The sequence below is a fragment of the Vibrio glycogenivorans genome (assembly GCF_051660965.1).
Classification (GTDB): domain Bacteria; phylum Pseudomonadota; class Gammaproteobacteria; order Enterobacterales; family Vibrionaceae; genus Vibrio.
Genome location: NZ_JBPVIS010000007.1, coordinates 35,475 through 55,800, shown reverse-complemented (window position 1 = coordinate 55,800; position 20,326 = coordinate 35,475). Strand labels below are relative to the sequence as shown.

The following is a 20,326-nucleotide window of genomic DNA, read 5'->3' as shown; positions in this document are numbered from 1 at the left end:
CTCCCTAAAACTTGTATCCTCGGTGCAGAGCAACAATGCCACCGGTCAGGTTGTAATAGCTGGTCTGCTCAAAACCCGCTTCATCCATCATGGCTTTGAGTGTGTTTTGATCGGGGTGCATGCGAATCGATTCCGCCAGGTAGCGATAACTTTCGGCATCGTTGGCCACTAGCTCACCCATTTTAGGCAGCAGATGGAATGAATAGGCATCGTAGACTTTAGACAGAGGTTCAACAATCGGCTTTGAGAACTCGAGTACCAACAGTCGACCACCGGGCTTGAGCACACGAAACATTGAGCGCAGAGCTTTGTCTTTGTCGGTCACATTGCGCAGACAGAAGCTAATGGTGATCACATCAAAGTAATCATCGGGGAACGGCAACTCCTCAGCGTTGGCCTGCACATAGTGGACATTACCAACCACCCCACTATCTCGCAGCTTGTCACGTCCCACATTAAGCATCGAGTTATTGATGTCCGCCAATACGACATGGCCCTTATCGCCAACGATGCGTGAGAATTTGGCGGTCAGATCGCCGGTGCCACCACCGAGATCGAGAATACGTTGCCCAGGTCTTGCGCCACTGCAATCAATAGTGAAACGCTTCCATAGGCGATGAACGCCACCCGACATTAAATCATTCATTAAGTCGTATTTTGCCGCAACAGAGTGAAAGACTTGTGCAACCTTCTGCACCTTCTCTTCTTTTGCTACCGTGGTGAAGCCAAAGTGCGTAGTGTCCTGATTTTCTTTTATTTGTTGCGTATCTACACTGGTGTCCATTTTCTCTCTTCCTCTTGATACAGCCCACTTCAGGGGGAGTAGTACGTCGTTCCCCCTTGCTGCTGCGAAAACCTAGTTTACTTTATCCTCTATCGCTTGTCTTTGCGCTTGTGTTAATTGTGCGTCTTGCTCATCAACCGCTTTATCACCGACACTCGGTGAGATGGGACGCTTGATCTCAACCCCAAGCTGCTTAAAGCTCTCAGCCTGTCGAATAGCATTGCCTCGGCCAGTGGCTAGCTTGTTCATTGCGCCTTGATATTGCTGATTGGCCTTGTCCAGTGCACCACCAAGACCTTCCATATCATCGACAAACAGACGCAGCTTGTCGTAAAGGCGAGCCGCTCGCTCAGCAATCTGTTTGGCGTTTTGATTCTGGCGATCGTTGCGCCATAGATTGTCGATGGTGCGTAGCGCCACCAGCAAGGTGGTTGGACTGACCAAGAGGATATTGTTATCAAACGCATCGCTAACCAAGCTAGGGTCTGCCTCAATCGCAACCTGGAAAGCCGGCTCAACCGGAATAAACATCAATACGTAATCTAAGCTCTCAACGCCTTGTAGCTGATGATAATCCTTCTGCCCTAACCCTTTAATGTGCCCTCGCACCGATAATAAGTGCTCACTCAGGGCTTGCTGGCGCTCGCTGTCATCACTGGCATTAAAGTAGCGCTCATAAGCCACTAGCGTCATCTTGGCATCGATAATCACCTGCTTACCTTGCGGCAGATTGACTATCACATCCGGCTGATAACGCTTACCTAATTCGTTTTTCAGGCTAGTTTGGGTGGTGTATTCGTGCCCCTCACGCAAGCCTGACTCAGCCAATACGCGCGCCAGAACCACCTCACCCCAGTTGCCTTGCTGCTTGTTATCGCCTTTAAGCGCATTGGTCAGATTGACCGCCTCAGTGGTCATACGCTCATTGAGTTGCTGTAATTTATGCAGCTCATGGACAAGAGTGTGACGCTCTTTAGCTTCAAGGTTAAAGCTGTCATTGACCTGCTTCTTAAAGCCTTCCAACTGCTCTTTTAATGGAGAAAGCAGCCCCTCAAGACTGATGCGGTTTTGCTGATCAACCTTGGCGGTTTTACTGTCAAACAGCTGATTCGCGAGCTGTTCAAACTGCTGCTTCAGCCGCTCTTCGGCTTGTTCGAGCAACTTGAGCTTGTCTGTATTGGCCTTGCTTTCTTGCTCATGACGCGCCTCTTGCTCTCGCAGGCTGGCGCTCAGCTCAGATTTCTCTTCACGCAGTTTATCCACCTCGTGAGCATAGCGCTCCCGCTCTTGGCGCAAGGTTTCGAAATGGCGCAGTTTCTCCATCATCGCCATCATCTTGCCATGGGTTTGCTTAAGCTCATGAGCGGCTTTGTCGCGCTCAAGGTCGAGCTGGTCGAGCTCGCGCTGGTTATCACTCACACGCTGTTGCAACTGGGCGCGCTCAAGCTCAAACCGCTGACTCGACAACTCAAGCTCTTGCTCAAGCTGCTGGTATTGGCGCTGCATGGCGCTTTTTACCCACCAGCCAACAATGCCAGCGCTGGCTACGCCGCCACCGATCAGGGCCAATAAGGTGGTGTGATGCTCGGTGAGCCACTGCATATCTGCGATCCTTCCTAACGCGTGTAATTAATTGATAATGGTATTTTTATACTGGATAAATGTCCAGTTTTTGCCCTTGATTGTCCCCGATACACTTAGCGGCAAACTGTTTTTCTAATCAATGGACTCGATCATGAATGAGCGCCGCGCGCTATTATTTGGCCTTAGTGCCGTTTTGCTTTGGTCAACGGTGGCTACCGCATTTAAACTGACCTTAGCGGAGTTTTCCCCAATTCAAATGCTTACCTTTGCCAGCATGGTCTCTGCGCTTGCGCTGCTGCTTATCTGCGCCGTAAAAGGCACGCTCAAGCTGATTGTGCCTACCTTTGTTGCCAACCCCGGTTACTACTTACTACTCGGCCTGATCAATCCACTGGCCTACTACTTAATCTTATTCAAGGCGTATGATTTGCTGCCCGCTTCGCAAGCGCAGGCGATCAACTACAGCTGGGCAATCACCTTGACCCTAATGGCCGCCCTATTTCTTGGCCAACAGATCCGCAAGCAGGATTGGGTCGCCTGTAGCCTGAGTTACCTTGGGGTTATTGTGATTGCTACGCAAGGTAACGTTTTGAGCCTTAGCTTTGAGAGCCCACTCGGGGTGGGCCTTGCCCTGCTCTCTACTTTGCTTTGGGCAGGCTACTGGATCCTCAATACCAAAAACCAAGCCGACCCGATCGTTGGCGTGCTGCTCGGCTTTTTGGTCGCGATCCCATTTGCGGTAGGGTTGATGCTCTATGAAGGCGGTAATTTAAGTGTGATCAGCCGCAGCGGTTGGCTAGCGGTAAGCTATGTGGGGCTGTTTGAAATGGGGGTTACCTTTGTTTTGTGGTTGTCGGCGTTAAAACTCACCAACAATACCGCCCGGATCAGCAACCTTATCTTTGCCTCCCCCTTCATATCATTGTTCTTACTCGCCACCATCATCGGCGAGCAAATCCACCCAAGCACACTAATGGGATTAGTACTGATCATCTCAGGCTTAGTCATCCAACAGCTTAAACTAGGGAAGAAGGCCAAAGCCTCAGCAGAACAAGGATAACCAACGCGATTTATCGAAGACCAAACCAAAAACAGCAGGCCAAGCCTGCTGTTTTCTCATGTACTGTCGGTCCTAAGGTATATATTGCAAAGCACCCTATATAAGGGCACGAGTGACTAAACTCACGCACAAAACCCCTCGCTCCCCGAAGGGCAACGCCCGTCCCCGCGCCTCGAACCTTTCTTTTAGGCCCATTGCCCAGCAACAAACCCCGAACTCCAACACCACTGAAAGTTGTAGCCCCCCAGCCAACCGGTCACATCTAGAACCTCACCGATAAAGTACAAGCCCTTGACCGATTTACACTCCATCGTTTTTGACGAGAACTGATCGGTATCGACCCCACCAAGGGTCACTTCTGCGGTGCGATAACCCTCGGTGCCATTGGGCAGTATTTGCCAATTTTCCAGTTGCTCTACGACCTGGTCAAACTGCTTGGCATTGAACTGCTTCAGTGGACGGTCATCAAGCTCACGGCGCGCGATCAGCACCTCAACCAAGCGCTTCGGTAGCACTTTGGCGAGCGTGGTTTTCAAAGTCTGGTTGGGGTGTTTCTCTCTGGAAACTTCCAGCAGTTGAGCAACATCTTCGTTTGGCACCAGGTTAATACTCACTGACTGTCCCGCTTTCCAGAATGAGGAAATCTGCAACACAGAGGGCCCTGAAAGTCCACGATGAGTAAACAACAAAGCCTCTTTAAACATAGTGCCATCTTGAGCCGTCACCTCACAAGGGACAGCAATCCCCGACAAATCATCGAGGGTTTGCTTGTCCTCTTTATGCAGAGTAAACGGCACCAAGCCCGCGCAGGTCGGCACAACCGATAGGCCAAATTGCTCCGCCAGCTTATAACCAAATGGGGTTGCACCAAGTTTTGGCATCGACAAGCCACCTGTGGCCACAACCAAGGAGTCACATGTTACTGTCTCAGTGTTGATAGACAGGCGAAAACCCTGCTCTTGCTGCTCAACTGAGTGGACATCAGCTTGGTATTGGAAAGCAACATTGGGCAGTTCACACTCCGCGAGAAGCATTGAGACAATCTGCTTGGCTGAATCGAGGCAAAACAGCTGACCATGATCGCGCTCTTCAAACTCGATGCCATACTTACTCACTAAAGAGATAAAATCCCAGTTGGTGTACTGTGACAAGGCCGATTTAACAAAGTGAGGGTTGTTACACAAATAGTTTTGCGCGCTCACATCATAGTTAGTGAAATTGCATCGGCCTCCACCAGAGATCAGGATTTTGCGTCCCGGTTTCTTTGCATGATCCACCACCAGCACGCTTCGACCTCGTTTCCCCGCCTCAGCGGCACACATTAGTCCGGCTGCACCTGCGCCAATAACAACCACGTCAACGTGCTTACTCATGCCCATCTACTCTCTTACTCGCGGAAATAAAAAAAGGATGCGCAAAGCACATCCTCCATGATTGGTGGGTATTTTAGCCGCAAAGTCAGCGCGGGGCAAACTAGCGCAAGGTATCCTTAACGCCCAGCCAACCTTACACTTGGCTCACAGCATAAATGCAGCGAAAACGGTCACGGCGAGTAGCCCCATACTGAGCACGAACAACTCCCTAACGTGCTGACACTTGTTAATAAACGCAGTGTCATGATGATGAAGATACTCTTTGCTCTTCAGGTAGTGAAAAAGCCGCACCTGTTTCGTCATATTCCCATGGGTGGTAAAGAACCCCCCGCCATCGACTTGCTGATACAACAACGGATGCGCCTCGCGCATGATGTATATCAGTGAACGCAACGCGGTTAAGTAGCGCGCCAGATTGACGGCACACACCACCATTAAACAAAACAGTATTGTATCGCTGCTGATCATCTCTCCTCCCTACACCTTGGCTTGGGCTGCGGAGAAATGAACTACACGACCTAGACTAGTGAACTAGCTTTAGGGGTCGATCTTATTCCGCAGGCATGTCCATAACCGAAGATGAACCTTCTTTTGCCATCGCTGCTAAATCCTTATCGATAAAGAACAGCGCCTTGCCGTCTTCACCGACCAGATCCAACTTGTCTAAAATCCCCTTAAATAGCTTCTCTTCCTCGTGTTGCTCTGCCACGTACCACTGCAAGAAGTTAAAGGTTGAGTAGTCTTGAGTAGAGAAAGCAACGTGAGCCAATTTGTTGATTTTCTGAGTAATCATCTGCTCATGCTCATACGTTTCTCTAAAAACGTCGCCAAGACTGTCAAACTGGTGTTTAGGGGCATCTATCGCGCCTAAGATAGGCATTGAGCCTGTCTCACTTACATAAGTAAATAGACGCTGCATGTGCTCCATCTCTTCTACGGCGTGGGCGCGTAAAAATTCAGCTGCGCCTTCAAACCCTTTGTCTTCACACCAAGCACTCATTTGTAAGTATAGATTGGATGAGAAAAATTCCAGATTAATTTGCTCGTTGAGCTGTTCGACCATTTGTTGGGCTAACATGGGGACTCCTAGTGCCGAATGAATTTATTCCTTTTAATCAGTGTGTTGATTGGGGCAAAACGCCCTCGCTTACACACCGATTTGCCACAAGTTGTGGCCACATGAGATTAAGATAACATTTTGCTTTCAAGAAGTGGATATGCGATCACGGCGACAGTCACTCATAGGCACAGGTGCTAATATTTAATTAGGATCTAGCCGTTTCGGAGGTGTTTGTATGAGTTATCAACATATTCTGGTTGCTGTCGACCTGACCCCCGACAGCCAACTACTCATCGACAAGGCCGTGTCACTTGCTAAGCCGCTTGGCGCTAAGGTGTCACTTGCCCACGTTGATGTTAATTACGCCGAGCTCTACACCGGGCTGGTCGATATCAGTATGGCGCAATCGCAAGATCAATCGATGGCCGCCTCACAGAGACAGTTGGGTGAGTTGTGCGAGCAGGCCGAATACCCGATCAGTAATACCCTTGTGGGCGCGGGCGATCTCGGCAGCGAGCTGTGTGATACCGTCGATAAGTTGGATATCGACTTGGTGGTGTGTGGTCATCACCAGGACTTTTGGAGCAAACTGCTCTCCTCGACCCGACAGCTTATTAACTGTACCCCTGTCGACGTCTTAGTCATCCCGATTAAAGAGTGACGTTTTAGTGCAGCGCCCCTGAAGGGGCATCAGCTTGAATCGTCTGAGTGATCGCAGCTCGAGCCAATTTGTGCTCGAGCTTTTGGTGTTTTCTTGCCAGTTTGCGCTGCTTTTTCAGCAGCTTTTTCATTGCTTTGAGGGACTTGCGCTGTTTCTTAAGCGCTTTCTTCGCCGCTTTAATCACCTTCTTGTCTTGCGCCGAATCAGGCTTGTTTGCATCAGTTGAACAAGACTGCGTATTTACCTGAGAATCTAGTCGAGTTGTGGGCAAGTCACCACTTGTTAGCAACTCTGCAGCACAATGACGGCTGGGCAGCGCCACCGGTTTGCACAGATGCACTTTATCCGCAGCTGAGCGGGCACAAGAGCGGCAGACGTATTTGGGCTCTGCCACTAACTGATAGATATCACCGATCTGCTCGACAATGGCGTGCCGATTGAGTTTACACAGTCGCTTAGTCATACCGCTCACCTAACTAATAACAAGAATGATTATCAGTCAGGTATAACCTGATTCCATTGATTGTGCAAGGATATTGATCACACGCCGAGTCAGCGTCTATCGACGTCTTAGTCGTTCATTGAGGCTTTAACATAAACATCGAAACGATTTTTCTTGGTTTCAATCTTCATGCTTGGGGTTTGCCCCGCTAGATAAGGCGCATAATCTGGACGCTTGACCACAACGCGTTTACTCGCCAGTCCCATAGCAGGTTGCCAAAGTGCATCGGCATCGGTATCCGCCCCTACAAGAGATTGGAACACTCGCATCTCTTTTTTGACTAAGGCAGACTTTTTCTTATTCTCTGGATGCGGATACATAGGGTCGAGATAAACCACATCAGGCTGAGCAAAGTCTTCACTTTGCGCAAGCGTAGTCAGCGCTTGATGGCTAGAGTCATGCAACAACGACATGCGCTCAGAGACCCACGCGCCAATTTCACTATCCTGTTTCGCGCGGCTAAGGCCATCATCAAGCAGCGCAGCCACAACCGGGTGACGCTCAACCATCTGCACCTTACAACCCAGTGAAGCAAACACAAAAGAATCACGCCCAAGACCAGCAGTGGCATCTAAGATGGTTGGCGTGACCCCTTTATTTAGCCCAACCGCCTTAGCGATAGATTGGCCTTTGCCGCCACCGAACTTTCGTCGATGGGCAACCGCCCCAGAGATAAAATCGACAAAAATTGCGCCAAGCTTTGGCTCATCAAGCTTGCGCAGCTCTAGACGCTGCTCTGAGAGCACTAAGGCAAATGGGCTTTGCTCATCGTGCTCTAAGTTCCAGCGTGAAACCAGCTGTTGAAAATGTTGAATTTGGGATGAATCTTCGCAGATCAGCTGTAGACGCAAGGTGGGCTCCATATAACAATAACTCGTCTCACACAGTGTACCCAATTATCCTGATATCCTCTAAGATATCTTCAACTTTCAGGTCATATGGCAAGGAGCCCAAGACGATGCATACCAATAAGCTCGATGAACTCGACCGCGCAATCCTCAAAACCCTAATGGAGGATGCACGTACTCCCTATGCAGAAATGGCCAAAGAGTTCGATGTTAGTCCGGCAACGATCCACGTGCGGATTGAGAAGATGAAATCTGCCGAAATCATTCAAGGTACCGAGGTGATCGTCAATACCAAGAAGCTTGGCTATGATGTGTGTTGTTTTATTGGCATCAACCTAAATGCTGCCCGCGATTATCACTCGGCGTTAGAGAAGTTGAATGCACTGGATGAAGTGGTCGAAGCCTATTACACCACTGGGGCATACAATATCTTCGTTAAGTTGATGTGTCGCTCGATTGAGGAGTTGCAGTTTGTCTTGATTGACAAGCTACAAGCAATTGATGAAGTTCAGTCAACAGAGACCTTAATCTCGCTGCAGAACCCCATCAATCGCAACGTAAATCCCTAGCATTAAGGACTACTTCTTGGTTAAGAATTCACGCAATTCATCTGGGCTGATACCCTGCTCTGCCAGTTGCTTAGCCAAGATATCAACCTGCTCCGATTTACGTGATTCAATCACTTCTTGAAAATGGAACACCATATCACGCAGCATCTCGATCGGAACCTGTTTCGCCGCACTGCGGATACGCTCAGCGCTTTGATTACCAAGCTCGTTGAGTAGCTTACCAAACATTACTTTCTCTGGGCTGGTGTCTAGCTGCTCGAGAACTTTTGCCATTTCATAAGTCGTTAGCGACATAGTGAGGATTCCACTGTTTAAGCCCGTTTCCCTTCGCGTAGTCAGAGACCTGACCTCAAGCCTAGATTGGCTGTGGAAACAGGGGAAATAAATAAAGACGTGTTCAAGCGTATAAATATACCCACAAAGTGAGCAAAAACAAAGCATTCACCACTAAAGTTTATTTCTCTACTACCAAAGTGGGATACCAGGCCCGAGCCCGTTGAGTGATGAGAATGATCAGGCCAGGTGCGCACAGCGACATCAATAACACCATGTGCATGACCGACGATTCAAACCAACCCTGTGTTAGGGTGACAAGCATGCCCGCCCCCGTCATCTGAAACAAGCCTAATACTGCTGATGCAGTCCCAGCTTTGTCGCCAAAAGACGCTAGTGCTTGGCCCGCAGCAGCGCCCAAGATAAGCGCAAAACCCACTGATGCAATAAAGATTGGCAGCATAAACGACAGCGCTGATGGACCAAAGACGACACTCACCATCACCAAAGCCGCAAAACAAAGTAGAGCGATCCCAACAATCAACGTCAAGTACGGCCCTTTTGCTTGCAGCAATTTGGGACCAATAAAACACGCCAGAATATTAATCGCAGCGTTAATCGAAAACCACACGGTGAACTGCGACATACTCAGCCCGAGTTCTCCGATCAAATAGTTTGGCGCGGCAGTAACATAACCAAGAATAACCCCCATCGCTAACATGCACATCAGGGCATGAAACATAAAGCTTGGGTTGCTCAATACATCCCGATAGTGTCGCAAGTCGATAGCTTGTTGGTTTTTTGGGCTGGTCTGTGATGGCATGCTCACCACTACGATGACGCCTACAACAAAGGCAAAGACTGCCATTACTGTAAAATTCGCTCGCCAACCAAACCATTGGGTAAGCCATGCACCGAGGATCGGAGCCAAGGCCGGGATGAAGCAGATAATGCCGTTGAGATAGCTGATCATCTTGCCGCTATTTTTGGCTCCATAGAGATCGCGCACACTGGCAAAAGCCGCTACAGACGTTGCACAAGCACCAATGCCCTGCAGCACTCGCGCACCTAACAGCCATTCAATATTCGAGCTGTAATACGCCAAGATAGAAGACAAAAGGTATAGCATCACCCCAGTCAGAGCAATCGGCTTGCGACCAAAACGGTCAGCAAGGGGGCCAGCAAATAACTGACCTATCCCAATCGCAATCATAAACCAGGTGATAGTGTCTTTTACTCGCGAAGGTTCCACGTGAAACGTTTGGCTCATCTCTGGTAAGGCAGGCAGATAGATATCGATCGCCAAAGGACTGAACAACACCAATAATGACAAAACAAAGAAAGCAGAACGGGAAGATGATTGGGTGCTCATGGTGCCTCTAGACCAGCAAAGATGAATAATTCGCTGCATGCTATACAATCACTACTATGACTAGAAGTGGTATTTGGTCATATCTTTTATTCCTACACGTGATGACTACGAGAGATGACTATGTCAGCTGACCAACGCACCCGACCGGACCTCAACTTACTGTGGCAACTGAATGTACTACTCGAAGAACTCAGCGTCACACGCGCCGCACAGCGTCTGTGCCTCTCACAGTCTGCCGTGAGCAAAAACCTGGCGCGGCTACGCGATCACTTTGGTGACCCACTGTTTACTCGTACCCCTCAAGGTCTAAGCCCGACTCCTCGCGCGCTGCAACTCAAACCTAAAATCCATCAACTGATCCGGCAGCTAAAGGCGCTCGATGAGCCATTAGAATTTGACCCGTCCACTAGTCAGCACCGCTTTGAAATCGCTGCCGTTGAGAGCATCTATTCTTTGGTGCTTCCCCACTTTATGCCCGATGTGTTTCATCACGCTCCTAGCATCAACTTCTCCACCCATGTATGGGACAAGGATACCTTCAAGCGTATCTTGGATGGCGAATTGGATATGGGGATCACGGGTAAGGATATCGATATCCGTGATGCGCGTTTGACCATGCTCGCGCCGGAGGGGATCGCCGAGCAAGAAATCTATCGCGATTTGCAAATGTGCGTAGTAAGAAACGACCATCCGGTTCTCAACCAGACTTGGGATTTGGACACCTACCTAGGGTTGCGTCATGTCCAAGTACGATGTGATGGTAATGATCGCTGGCTGCTGGACTATCGACTCGCCGATCGCGGTTTGGCTCGGGACATTGCCATCACCGTGCCGGATTTTAATAGTGCCGCGAGCCTGTGCACATACTCCGATTTGGTTTTCACCGCACCGGCCCACTTTACCAAGATGGTGAGTAAGCAACTGGGGCTGACCCTATTGCCCTTACCTCTAGAGTTTCCACCGATGGCCTACACACTTTTTTGGCATAAAGACCGAAGCTCTGAACCCGCCATCCGTTGGCTTAAGCAGATTATCGTAGAAAAGACCGCTCATCTGAGATAAAAATAGAACAGATGCAAAAGAACACCGTCAGCCCTGCTGATTCAAACCAGCAAGTGACTCATGTATAAAGGAACACACGTCATGGAACAACAAACCCAACAAAAAGTCGCTCAGCTCCGCCATTGGCTAGAAAGCCAAGATTATGATGCCTTCATCCTTCCCCATGAAGATGAGTATCTCGGTGAGTACATCCCCGCTCACAACGAACGGCTACACTGGCTAACTGGCTTCACCGGTTCAGCCGGTGTTGCCATAGTGACCAAGCAAAATGCGGCCATCTTTGTCGACGGCCGCTACACCGTACAAGTGACTAAGCAAGTCCCAAGCAGCGAGTTTGAATACCGCCATCTGATCGACGAGCCTGCACTGGATTGGTTGCTGACACAACTACAGCCAGGGGCCAAGGTCGCGGTAGACCCACGTATGCACAACGCCAACTGGTTAGAGGCAGCACAAACCAAGCTAGCAGCAAAGCATCAAGTCTGCCTGCTGAGCACCAACCCAATTGACGAGCTGTGGCAAGACCGCCCAACACCAAGCCTGTCTCAAGTCATGCTGATGGCAACAGAGCAAGTCGGCCAATCGAGCCAAGATAGGCGCTCGGCCATCGCAGGTAAGGTAACTCAAGCAGGTGCTGATGCTGCCGTGATCACCGCGCTCGATTCTATTGCTTGGCTGCTTAACATTCGTGGGCTAGACGTCTCTCGCCTACCTGTCTTGCTCTCTCATGCCATCCTATATAAAGATGGTGCGCTGGACTTCTTCATTGATCCAACCCGATTGCCGCAAAGCTTCGAGCAACACACCGGTCCGAACGTGACGGTTCTACCAAGTGAACAGTTGCAAGCACAATTAGAGGCATTTACAGAAAAGAGCGTCATTGTTGATCCAGCGACATCGAACGCGTGGATAAAATTGGTGCTGCAAAATGCCGGGGCAAATGTCATCGCCCAACCCGACCCAACACTACTGAGCAAGGCGTGCAAAAACCCAGTAGAGATCGGTGGTATGCGCGATTGTCATGTCCGTGATGGTGTCGCGATGGTTAAATTCCTCACCTGGCTCGATGCTCAAGTCGAGCTTGGTAACCTATTGGATGAGGCGCAGTTATCCGACCGATTAGAACAGTACCGTCGCGAAGATCCAACCCTGGTTGATTTGAGTTTTGATACCATTTCTGCCGCTGGCAGTAATGCCGCGATGTGTCACTACAATCACATCAATCAGGCAGTACCCGGTCGTTTAGCGATGAACTCATTGTACTTGGTCGACTCTGGCGGTCAGTACTTAGATGGCACCACCGATATCACTCGTACCATCGCGATCGGCAACCCAAGCGATGAGATGAAGCGTCAGTTTACCCTCGCGCTGAAAGGCCATATTGGCATCGCTCGCGCTCGCTTCCCTAAGGGCACACGAGGTTACCAACTTGATACCCTAGCAAGACAACACCTATGGGCTGAAGGATTTGATTATGACCACGGAACGGGTCACGGTGTTGGCCATTTCCTTAGTGTCCATGAGGGCCCACAAAGCATCTCTAAACGCCAGATTGATGTCGCTCTTGAGGCAGGTATGGTGCTGTCTAACGAGCCAGGTTATTACCGAGCGGATGCATTTGGTATCCGAATTGAAAACTTGGAGTTAGTGGTTGAGCAAGCAACACAAGGTGATTTCTCGGTACTGACTTTCGAATCACTAACACGCTGCCCAATCGATTACCGCAACATCGATGTCAATCTACTAACCAAACCAGAGTTAGCATGGCTGAATGACTACCACCGCAAAGTATGGCTAGACCTTAGCCCGTTAGTGGAAGGTGAAGTGAAGGCTTGGCTCGAGTCGGCCACACGCCCCCTTTTACACGCTTAAGAGGCGAGAATCGAGAGACGAGATGCGGGAAGATTAAAGCACGCGCCGTAATACTCGCACCCCGGAACGAAGTGTAACCCGCACCTCGAACCTACTACCTCTCACCTTAAAGAAAAGCGCCTAGTTTTATTCACACTAGGCACTTTTTAGTGTTCCATCGATACGAAACTAGAGTGTTTCACGTGAAACCTATCGAGAGTAATTAGCCTGAATAGACTGAGTGCCAGTCGCGCCAGACAGGGTCAAAGCCCTTTTGACGAATCGCATCTGCCACCTGCACAGCGCTGCGTTCGTCGCTGATCTCGAACTGCTCAAGCTCTACATCTTCCATCGCGTAGCCACCGGGTTGGGTCTTTGAGGCGGCTGACATGGTGGTAATTCCAAGTGGTAATACGGCATCGCGAAACGCCTGTGATTCACGCGTGGATAGCGATAGCTCAACCTCAGGGTTAAGCAGCCGATAGGCGCAGATCAGTTGAACAAGCTGCTTGTCACTCATTATTGACTTGGGTTGTAACCCCCCTTCACAAGGACGCAAGCGCGGGAACGAAATTGAGTAGCGTGTCTGCCAGTAGGTACGCTCGAGATAATCAAGGTGCGCGGCAACGAAGAAGCAGTCAGTGCGCCAATCTTCGAGGCCAATCAAGGCACCAATCCCTATCTTATCAATGCCGGCTTTGGCTAATCTATCTGGCGTTTCTAAGCGGTATTCAAAGTCCTTTTTCTTGCCTCGCAAATGGTGTTGAGCATACGTTGATGGGTGGTAGGTTTCTTGATAAACCATCACGGCGTCGAGCCCAAATTGCTTCAGCTCTGCATACTGGTCTTGCTCCAGCGGCTGCACTTCCATTGCCAAGTAATTAAACTGTTGCTTAATCACCGGCACCATTTGCCGAAAGTAATTCATCCCTACTTTGGTCTCGTGCTCCCCTGTGACCAACAAAACACTATCAAACTTCATCTGTTTGATAGCGTCGAGTTCCGCCTCGATCTCCTCTTGATTGAGAGTACGACGCTTAATGCGATTCTCCATCGAGAAGCCGCAATAGGTGCAGGCATTCGCACAAAGATTCGAGAGATACAAAGGAATGTATAGAGACACCGTGTTGCCAAATCGCTTGCGCGTTAAAGCAAAAGACTGCTGAGCCATCTGCTCTAGGTAGCCCTCAGCAGCAGGAGAGATCAGTGCCTTGAAATCCTCAAGATCGCGCTTGGTTTTTCCTAGCGCCCTTTCGACATCGGCAGCTGTCTTGCTCATGACAGACAGCGAGATATCATCCCAATCTAACTGACTAAATTGATTTACAAAGCTCATCGATTCCCCCTAATTACAGGTCATCAAGGAAGGCTGTCAGTGGGCTTGATGCCACTGCATGCGAAACCTGACCAGCAAGCCCTGCTTCAAACGCCGTACGCCCTGCCTCGACCGCTTGTTTAAAGGCGATCGCCATTGCGACCGGATTTGATGAAGCAGCAATTGCCGTATTCACCAGCACCGCATCCGCGCCCATTTCCATTGCTCGAGCGGCATGAGACGGTGCACCAATCCCAGCATCAACCACCACAGGTACATTGGCTTGGTCGATAATAATCTCTAGAAAATCGTGCGAAGCGATCCCCTTGTTCGAACCAATTGGTGCACCAAGTGGCATGACGGCTGAACAACCGACCTCTTCAAGTCGCTTACACAAAACTGGGTCAGCATGACAATACGGCAGCACAATAAAGCCATCTCGAACCAATTGCTCAGCCGCCGCTAGAGTTTCAATTGGGTCAGGCATTAAGTACTTAGGGTCTGGGTGGATCTCCAATTTGAGCCAGTTAGTACCCAGCGCCTCACGCGCTAGGTGCGCGGCAAAAATCGCATCTTTTGCGTTCTTTGCACCCGAGGTGTTGGGCAGTAAACTCACCCCACAGTCAACCAAAGGCTTCAAGATATCATCTTGACTGTCATTGACGTCAACGCGCTTCAGCGCCATAGTTGCTAGTTGACTGCCAGAGGCTTGGATTGCTTGTGCCATTACCTGGCTGCTTGAGAACTTGCCCGTACCCGTAAACAGGCGTGAATCAAATTGTTTATCTGCAATAGTTAACATGCTTAACCTCCGGCAATTGCTTGAAATAGTGAGATTGCATCACCGTCATTGAGATGCGTTGATGACCATTGATCACGCGGAACAACCGCATTATTGATCGCAAATACACAGCCCAGTTGTGGGAGTGAAAACTGACTGATAATGTCCTCTAAGCTGGTATTCGAAGCCACCCGTTGCTCTTGATCATTAATAATTATGCTTATGGAATTCATGATGTATCCTGGATTAATTGCCATCGCTCGAGCAGACACTGCACGACATATCGCGATGAGTTGAGAGGGTTTGCCATGTCATGGCAAGACCATCGAATAAGTGGAGTTGATTGGCTTTTATCGCGGGTTGCTCAAGGGCAAGACACTGGATAGCAGCAAGTGCTTGGTAGTTCCCCATCGTCCCAACAACCGGCCCAACTATTCCTGACTCGCTGCACTTGGTTGCCTGGGGAAGTTCATCAAATGGATAGATACAACGATAGCAACCACGGCTAGTGTCTTGTTGGAAATCAAACCAACAATACTGCCCCTGCCAACCGATGGCAGCAGCAAACACCAAACGTGTTTGCTGCTGATAACACAGGCGATTAATCATCTGTCGAGAGGCGATATTATCCGTGCAATCGAGCACCACATCCGCCAGCATGATCTCTAAGGCCAATTGTTTCTCATCCAACCGCTTGGCGATAACACGCACATTAAGCTCAGCATTAAGCGCCGTTAACTGCTCAGCCATGGCTGAGACTTTGGCTTGCCCAACCTGCGATTCGCGGTAGACAACTTGACGCTGTAGGTTGCTCGAATCAACCTCATCATCATCAACCAACACCAGACGACCGACACCCGCCGCAGCCAAGTACAAACTTGCCGCCGAGCCGAGCCCGCCACAACCAATAATCAGCACGTGCCCGCTACCCAATTTTGCTTGCCCCTGCTCACCAATATTCGGTAGCGAGACTTGTCTTTGGTAACGAATAAAATCACGGTCAGATAGCGTTGGCTTAGATAGCATTCGCTTCCTCCATCACCGGCTGCATGATTTGCTCAAACTGCTCAATCACCTGCTGTGGGCTATCAGCCAAGGTGATGGCACGAACCACCGCTAAACTGGACACACCACACTGCCAAACTTGGTCGGCATTGGTAAGGTCAATACCACCGATCGCCACAGTTGGATAACCAAAGCCTGCCCCATAAGGAATCGAATTGATCAGGTCTTGGTAGTGACCAAGGCGCACTAGACCTTGTGGCTTAGATGGCATTTCTTTGGTCGTGGTTGGGAAAATATGCCCCAAGGCAATATAGCTTGGGTTGATTTGCACGATGCGCAATAATTCATAGTAGCCATGAGTCGAAAGGCCCAGACAGATACCCGCCTGCGCAAGCTGACTTAAATTGGACTCTTCAATGTCCTCTTGCCCAAGATGTACCCCATAAGCGCCATGCTTGATGGCTAGCTGCCAATAGTCATTAATGAATACCTGAGCCTGATGCTCTTGCCCTAACTCGATGGCTCGCTTAACTTGCGCTTCCAGATCCGGTGTTTTTGAGTCCTTGATGCGCAGCTGGACCGTATTAATACCGAGTTTAAGCAGGCGCTCAATCCAGGTGACATTATCCACCACGGGATACAAGCCAACCTGATGTTTGTCCATATTGGGGAACGTGACGGTTTCAGCATTCGCAGCCCAACCAACTCTAACGCCAAGGCGCGGATCCTCAAGGACAGGGGTTGGGAACTTGGTAAAGTCGTTTGCCCAGGTTTCACGTGAAACATTGAGCTGAGCATGACTAAAGGTCAGTGCATCCTCAATTGGGAAATCGAGTGCCAGCAAACTAATCACCCAAGCTAGGTGTTGTTCAGTTGAAAAGACACTTCCTGCAAGGTAGCTCAGCGCCCTTGCCTCACCGTGATGCTGCCAAGCATCGACATAACCTTGCTCATCCCGCAGGCCAATAAAAATCGTATTGGCTGCCCAATCTTGGCGACGAACATCATCAACCGTTAATGGCTCGGCAGCGCTGAACTGATAGCAAAAATGCCAATCAACGCTCTCTGCCTTTGTCACAGCACCGATGGTATCACTGCTTATCCTAATGACTACCTCTTGGTCATTATGCAGCTCAAACTGATCACTTGAGCTCACGCCCAGGCAGATCTCTTCTGTCGCAAAACCATGTTGCTTTGCGACCAACAAGCACTGCTGAATGCTGTAGGTGATTTCTATCTGCTGTTGCGGAACGAGCAGGCGCATAGTTTAGTCCTCTGTATTGGTCACTGGGTGATAGAGTTCAGAGCCAGTATCTAGAAATTGTTGGGATTTCTGACGCATCCCTTCAAGTGGATTGTCCAACATTTGAATTTCAATGGCTTGGTCTGCCGCGACCTGTTGGCTGTCTTTGGCGTACTCACGCACCTCTTGGGATATTTTCATCGAGCAGAACTTGGGGCCACACATAGAGCAAAAGTGTGCCACCTTGCCAGACTCTTGAGGCAAGGTTTCATCGTGATAGCACTGCGCGGTTTCTGGGTCGAGAGATAGGTTAAATTGATCCTGCCAGCGGAACTCGAAGCGCGCCTTAGACAAAGCGTTATCACGCACTTGTGCTCCAGGGTGGCCCTTGGCCAGATCCGCTGCATGAGCCGCGAGTTTATAGGTGATAAGCCCAGTCTTCACATCTTGCTTGTTTGGCAGGCCTAGGTGCTCTTTGGGGGTGACATAACACAGCATCGCACAGCCATACCAACCTATCATCGCCGCGCCAATACCTGAGGTAATGTGGTCATAACCTGGGGCAATGTCGGTGGTTAGTGGGCCTAAGGTGTAAAATGGCGCCTCATGACAGTGCTTGAGCTGCTCATCCATATTCTCTTTGATCATGTGCATCGGCACGTGCCCTGGCCCCTCAATGATCACCTGGACATCATGCTGCCACGCAATCTTGGTCAGTTCACCAAGGGTACGCAATTCTGAAAACTGCGCCTCATCGTTGGCATCGGCAATCGAGCCCGGACGTAGCCCATCACCCAAAGACAGCGCGACATCGTACTTGGCACAGATCTCACAGATCTCTTTAAAGTGGGTATAAAGAAAGCTTTCTTGATGGTGAGCAAGACACCATTTAGCAATGATCGAGCCGCCACGCGAGACAATGCCGGTCACGCGTTTCGCCGTCATTGGGATGTAGCGTAGCAATAGTCCCGCATGAATAGTGAAGTAATCAACACCCTGCTCGGCTTGCTCGATCAAGGTATCGCGCATCACCTCCCAGTTAAGGTTCTCTGCAATGCCGTTGACCTTTTCTAGCGCCTGATACATAGGCACGGTACCAATTGGCACTGGACTGTTACGCAGTATCCACTCACGTGTTTCATGAATATTGCGTCCCGTCGACAAGTCCATCACAGTATCGCCACCCCAGCGGGTTGACCACACCAGCTTTTCAACCTCTTCCTCTATCGAAGAGCTGACCGACGAGTTACCAATATTGGCGTTGACCTTAACCAAGAAGTTACGACCGATAATCATCGGCTCCGATTCTGGGTGGTTGATGTTAGAGGGAATGATAGCGCGCCCTTGAGCGACTTCTTGGCGGACAAATTCAGGGGTAATATCTTGCGGTAAGTTAGCACCGAAATGCTGCCCAGGATGCTGTTGAGTCAGGACCTCGTCACGGTACTTAGCCCGCCCCATGTTCTCACGAATGGCGATGAACTCCATCTCTGGGGTGATGATTCCCTGTCGTGCATAGTGAAGCTGAGTGACGCACTGCCCGGCCTTTGCACGGCGAATAGGTGGCAAATGACCATAGCGCAGCTCGTCTAAACTCTCATCCTCTAGACGCTGCTTGCTGTATACCGAGCTCACCTCATCGAGTAATTCGGTATCACCCCGCTCCTCTATCCATGCCTGACGCAGCTTAGGTAGGCCTCGGTAAAGGTCGATTTGGTGCTCAGGATCGGTATAAACACCGGAGGTATCGTAGACTCGAATCGCCTCATTGGACTCATAGATAGGAGCCTCTTTGGTTCCGCCAACTAAGGTGTCAGCCAAGGCGATCTCGCGCATAGGTACACGAATATCAGGCCTTGAGCCTTGAATATAAACTTTCGAGGAATTTGGGTAGGGCTCTACAGAGAGCGTATCAATAAACTGTTTTGCTTCCAGTCTTGCTTGTTTACGATTCGACATAGCATTCTTCCTTTGCTTAAAATGGAATGAAAATGCTTGGCGGATAGATGCGACAAGAGGGTCGAAAAGACGGTCGATGTCCTATCGAACGCTAGCGTGAGCGATGTAGATTGCAGCACGCTTGCTCTTGTTCCCTTCGCAGGTGTTAGCCTGATCAGGTTCAACGGATCCCGAATTAACGGTCTCAGCCAATGTGGCACTCCGACAAGTTTCAGCTCACTAAATCTGTGAGAACTCCGATTATAGAAAAATTGTGGCGACAAACCAATCGGATCAGCCCAGATAGTTAACTCTTGATCAACAATTGGAAGCCTAGCCAGGCTGCAGAGATACTGAGCACAACATTAAGCAACACATTGAGCCCCATCTTGAAAAAAGCCCCCTGCTGCATCAACAGGACATTGTCCATTGAGAAGGTCGAAAAGGTCGTCAGAGCGCCAAGAAAGCCTAAGCCAATAATTTGTCGCCACGGGTCAGTGGCTAGCATCTCGTTCTCAAAAGCGGCGATCAAGCAGCCCATCGCAAACGAACCGACCACATTAACGGTCAATGTGCCATAAGGAAATCCACGACCGAAAAGCTGTACACACAACTCTGAAACTAAATATCTAGAACAAGCACCAAAAGCACCACCAAGTGCAATGAAGCCCAAAATGGAAAACTGACCCATGGTTTAACCCCAAAATCCGACCAAAATTAGTGCTGATAAGTATACGGAACTGCCCACAAACAACAACAAAATGAAAAAGTTACACCAGTCACTTTTTCCAGGTGCGAGGAGCGAGTACGGGCTTTGCCCTACGGGGAGCGAGGGGATCTGCGTTGGTTGTTAGGTATGGGGAAAGTAAGAAACGATCTATGTAAAAAAAGGGGGGTGTAGTAACTGTATTCAAGATTGAGTGACTTTATCTCACTACCAGCAAAACAACTCGCTACTCGAAGCGAAGCGTCCCCGCACCTCGCCCCTCTTTTTTTGGCCAAAAAAAGAGCGCCTTTCGGCGCTCTCAATCTCTGATTGAAAAAA

21 protein-coding genes and 1 riboswitch are annotated in these 20,326 nt (G+C 49.7%); of the genes, 5 read left to right on the top strand and 16 right to left on the bottom strand.

Going from position 1 to position 20,326, the window contains the following annotated elements; genetic code table 11:
- Positions 1–4: 4 nt before the first annotated feature.
- Together ubiE and rmuC are read right to left on the bottom strand one after the other, a co-directional pair.
- Positions 5–784 (bottom strand): bifunctional demethylmenaquinone methyltransferase/2-methoxy-6-polyprenyl-1,4-benzoquinol methylase UbiE, encoded by a 780-nt coding sequence (ubiE, locus tag ACSTTG_RS14685; RefSeq protein ID WP_438459690.1) that lies wholly within the window; start codon positions 782–784, stop codon positions 5–7.
- Between the two features lie 72 nt (positions 785–856).
- Entirely contained in the window at positions 857–2,386 is a 1,530-nt protein-coding gene (gene rmuC, locus ACSTTG_RS14680) for a DNA recombination protein RmuC (RefSeq protein ID WP_438475362.1), read from the bottom strand.
- 133 nt (positions 2,387–2,519) lie between these two features.
- Here rmuC and ACSTTG_RS14675 point away from each other — a divergent pair, with 133 nt between their 5' ends.
- Positions 2,520–3,428 carry a DMT family transporter gene (locus ACSTTG_RS14675; protein ID WP_438475361.1) on the top strand — a complete coding sequence of 303 codons (909 nt, stop codon included), beginning with the start codon at positions 2,520–2,522 and terminating at the stop codon, positions 3,426–3,428.
- Between the two features lie 185 nt (positions 3,429–3,613).
- On the opposite strand, the gene ACSTTG_RS14670 is transcribed toward ACSTTG_RS14675, so the two are convergent.
- From ACSTTG_RS14670 to ftnA, 3 genes are all read right to left on the bottom strand, one after another.
- Complete coding sequence (locus tag ACSTTG_RS14670) at positions 3,614–4,801, bottom strand: BaiN/RdsA family NAD(P)/FAD-dependent oxidoreductase (protein WP_438459687.1); 1,188 nt, start codon at positions 4,799–4,801, stop codon at positions 3,614–3,616.
- Positions 4,802–4,945: 144 nt separating this feature from the next.
- Complete coding sequence (gene uspB / locus ACSTTG_RS14665; RefSeq protein WP_438459686.1) at positions 4,946–5,269, bottom strand: universal stress protein UspB; 324 nt, start codon at positions 5,267–5,269, stop codon at positions 4,946–4,948.
- A gap of 82 nt (positions 5,270–5,351) precedes the next feature.
- On the bottom strand, positions 5,352–5,879 hold the full coding sequence (gene ftnA, locus ACSTTG_RS14660) for a non-heme ferritin (protein WP_438459685.1): 528 nt from the start codon (positions 5,877–5,879) through the stop codon (positions 5,352–5,354).
- 217 nt (positions 5,880–6,096) lie between these two features.
- Between ftnA and ACSTTG_RS14655 the strand changes: the two genes are divergently transcribed.
- Positions 6,097–6,522, top strand: coding sequence for a universal stress protein (locus ACSTTG_RS14655; protein WP_438459684.1), 426 nt, complete (start codon positions 6,097–6,099; stop codon positions 6,520–6,522).
- A 4-nt stretch (positions 6,523–6,526) separates the two neighbouring features.
- Here the strand turns inward: ACSTTG_RS14655 and ACSTTG_RS14650 are convergent, their stop codons facing one another.
- Together ACSTTG_RS14650 and ACSTTG_RS14645 are read right to left on the bottom strand one after the other, a co-directional pair.
- Positions 6,527–6,985, bottom strand: coding sequence for a hypothetical protein (locus tag ACSTTG_RS14650; protein ID WP_438475360.1), 459 nt, complete (start codon positions 6,983–6,985; stop codon positions 6,527–6,529).
- Between the two features lie 107 nt (positions 6,986–7,092).
- A complete protein-coding gene (locus ACSTTG_RS14645) occupies positions 7,093–7,875 on the bottom strand; it encodes a class I SAM-dependent methyltransferase (RefSeq protein ID WP_438475359.1) in 783 nt (260 codons plus the stop codon).
- Positions 7,876–7,982: 107 nt separating this feature from the next.
- Here ACSTTG_RS14645 and asnC point away from each other — a divergent pair, with 107 nt between their 5' ends.
- Positions 7,983–8,441, top strand: coding sequence for a transcriptional regulator AsnC (asnC, locus tag ACSTTG_RS14640; protein WP_438459681.1), 459 nt, complete (start codon positions 7,983–7,985; stop codon positions 8,439–8,441).
- 9 nt (positions 8,442–8,450) lie between these two features.
- On the opposite strand, the gene tsrA is transcribed toward asnC, so the two are convergent.
- The gene (gene tsrA / locus ACSTTG_RS14635; RefSeq protein ID WP_438459680.1) at positions 8,451–8,735 is read right to left on the bottom strand and encodes an H-NS-like global regulator TsrA; all 285 of its coding nucleotides are present in this window, start codon (positions 8,733–8,735) and stop codon (positions 8,451–8,453) included.
- Between the two features lie 160 nt (positions 8,736–8,895).
- Positions 8,896–10,086 carry a multidrug effflux MFS transporter gene (locus ACSTTG_RS14630; RefSeq protein WP_438475358.1) on the bottom strand — a complete coding sequence of 397 codons (1,191 nt, stop codon included), beginning with the start codon at positions 10,084–10,086 and terminating at the stop codon, positions 8,896–8,898.
- 120 nt (positions 10,087–10,206) lie between these two features.
- On the opposite strand from ACSTTG_RS14630, the gene ACSTTG_RS14625 reads away from it, so the two are divergent.
- A complete protein-coding gene (locus ACSTTG_RS14625) occupies positions 10,207–11,148 on the top strand; it encodes a LysR substrate-binding domain-containing protein (protein ID WP_438459678.1) in 942 nt (313 codons plus the stop codon).
- An 81-nt stretch (positions 11,149–11,229) separates the two neighbouring features.
- Positions 11,230–13,020 (top strand): aminopeptidase P family protein, encoded by a 1,791-nt coding sequence (locus ACSTTG_RS14620; RefSeq protein ID WP_438475357.1) that lies wholly within the window; start codon positions 11,230–11,232, stop codon positions 13,018–13,020.
- A gap of 202 nt (positions 13,021–13,222) precedes the next feature.
- Here the strand turns inward: ACSTTG_RS14620 and thiH are convergent, their stop codons facing one another.
- The 7 genes from thiH to crcB form a co-directional block, all read right to left on the bottom strand.
- Positions 13,223–14,335: a 2-iminoacetate synthase ThiH gene (thiH, locus tag ACSTTG_RS14615; RefSeq protein WP_438475356.1), complete on the bottom strand. Its 1,113-nt coding sequence runs from the start codon at positions 14,333–14,335 to the stop codon at positions 13,223–13,225.
- 13 nt (positions 14,336–14,348) lie between these two features.
- The gene (locus tag ACSTTG_RS14610; RefSeq protein WP_438475355.1) at positions 14,349–15,116 is read right to left on the bottom strand and encodes a thiazole synthase; all 768 of its coding nucleotides are present in this window, start codon (positions 15,114–15,116) and stop codon (positions 14,349–14,351) included.
- Between the two features lie 2 nt (positions 15,117–15,118).
- Positions 15,119–15,328: a sulfur carrier protein ThiS gene (gene thiS / locus ACSTTG_RS14605; RefSeq protein ID WP_438475354.1), complete on the bottom strand. Its 210-nt coding sequence runs from the start codon at positions 15,326–15,328 to the stop codon at positions 15,119–15,121.
- Positions 15,329–15,341: 13 nt separating this feature from the next.
- Positions 15,342–16,121, bottom strand: coding sequence for a HesA/MoeB/ThiF family protein (locus tag ACSTTG_RS14600; protein WP_438475353.1), 780 nt, complete (start codon positions 16,119–16,121; stop codon positions 15,342–15,344).
- Positions 16,111–17,364 (bottom strand): thiamine phosphate synthase, encoded by a 1,254-nt coding sequence (locus ACSTTG_RS14595; RefSeq protein ID WP_438475352.1) that lies wholly within the window; start codon positions 17,362–17,364, stop codon positions 16,111–16,113. Before ACSTTG_RS14595 ends, ACSTTG_RS14600 begins: the two co-directional genes overlap by 11 nt.
- A gap of 3 nt (positions 17,365–17,367) precedes the next feature.
- Positions 17,368–19,302, bottom strand: coding sequence for a phosphomethylpyrimidine synthase ThiC (thiC, locus tag ACSTTG_RS14590; RefSeq protein WP_438475351.1), 1,935 nt, complete (start codon positions 19,300–19,302; stop codon positions 17,368–17,370).
- A 114-nt stretch (positions 19,303–19,416) separates the two neighbouring features.
- A riboswitch (TPP riboswitch) is annotated at positions 19,417–19,516 on the bottom strand.
- Positions 19,517–19,588: 72 nt separating this feature from the next.
- Complete coding sequence (gene crcB / locus ACSTTG_RS14585) at positions 19,589–19,972, bottom strand: fluoride efflux transporter CrcB (protein WP_438475350.1); 384 nt, start codon at positions 19,970–19,972, stop codon at positions 19,589–19,591.
- Positions 19,973–20,326 lie beyond the last annotated feature (354 nt).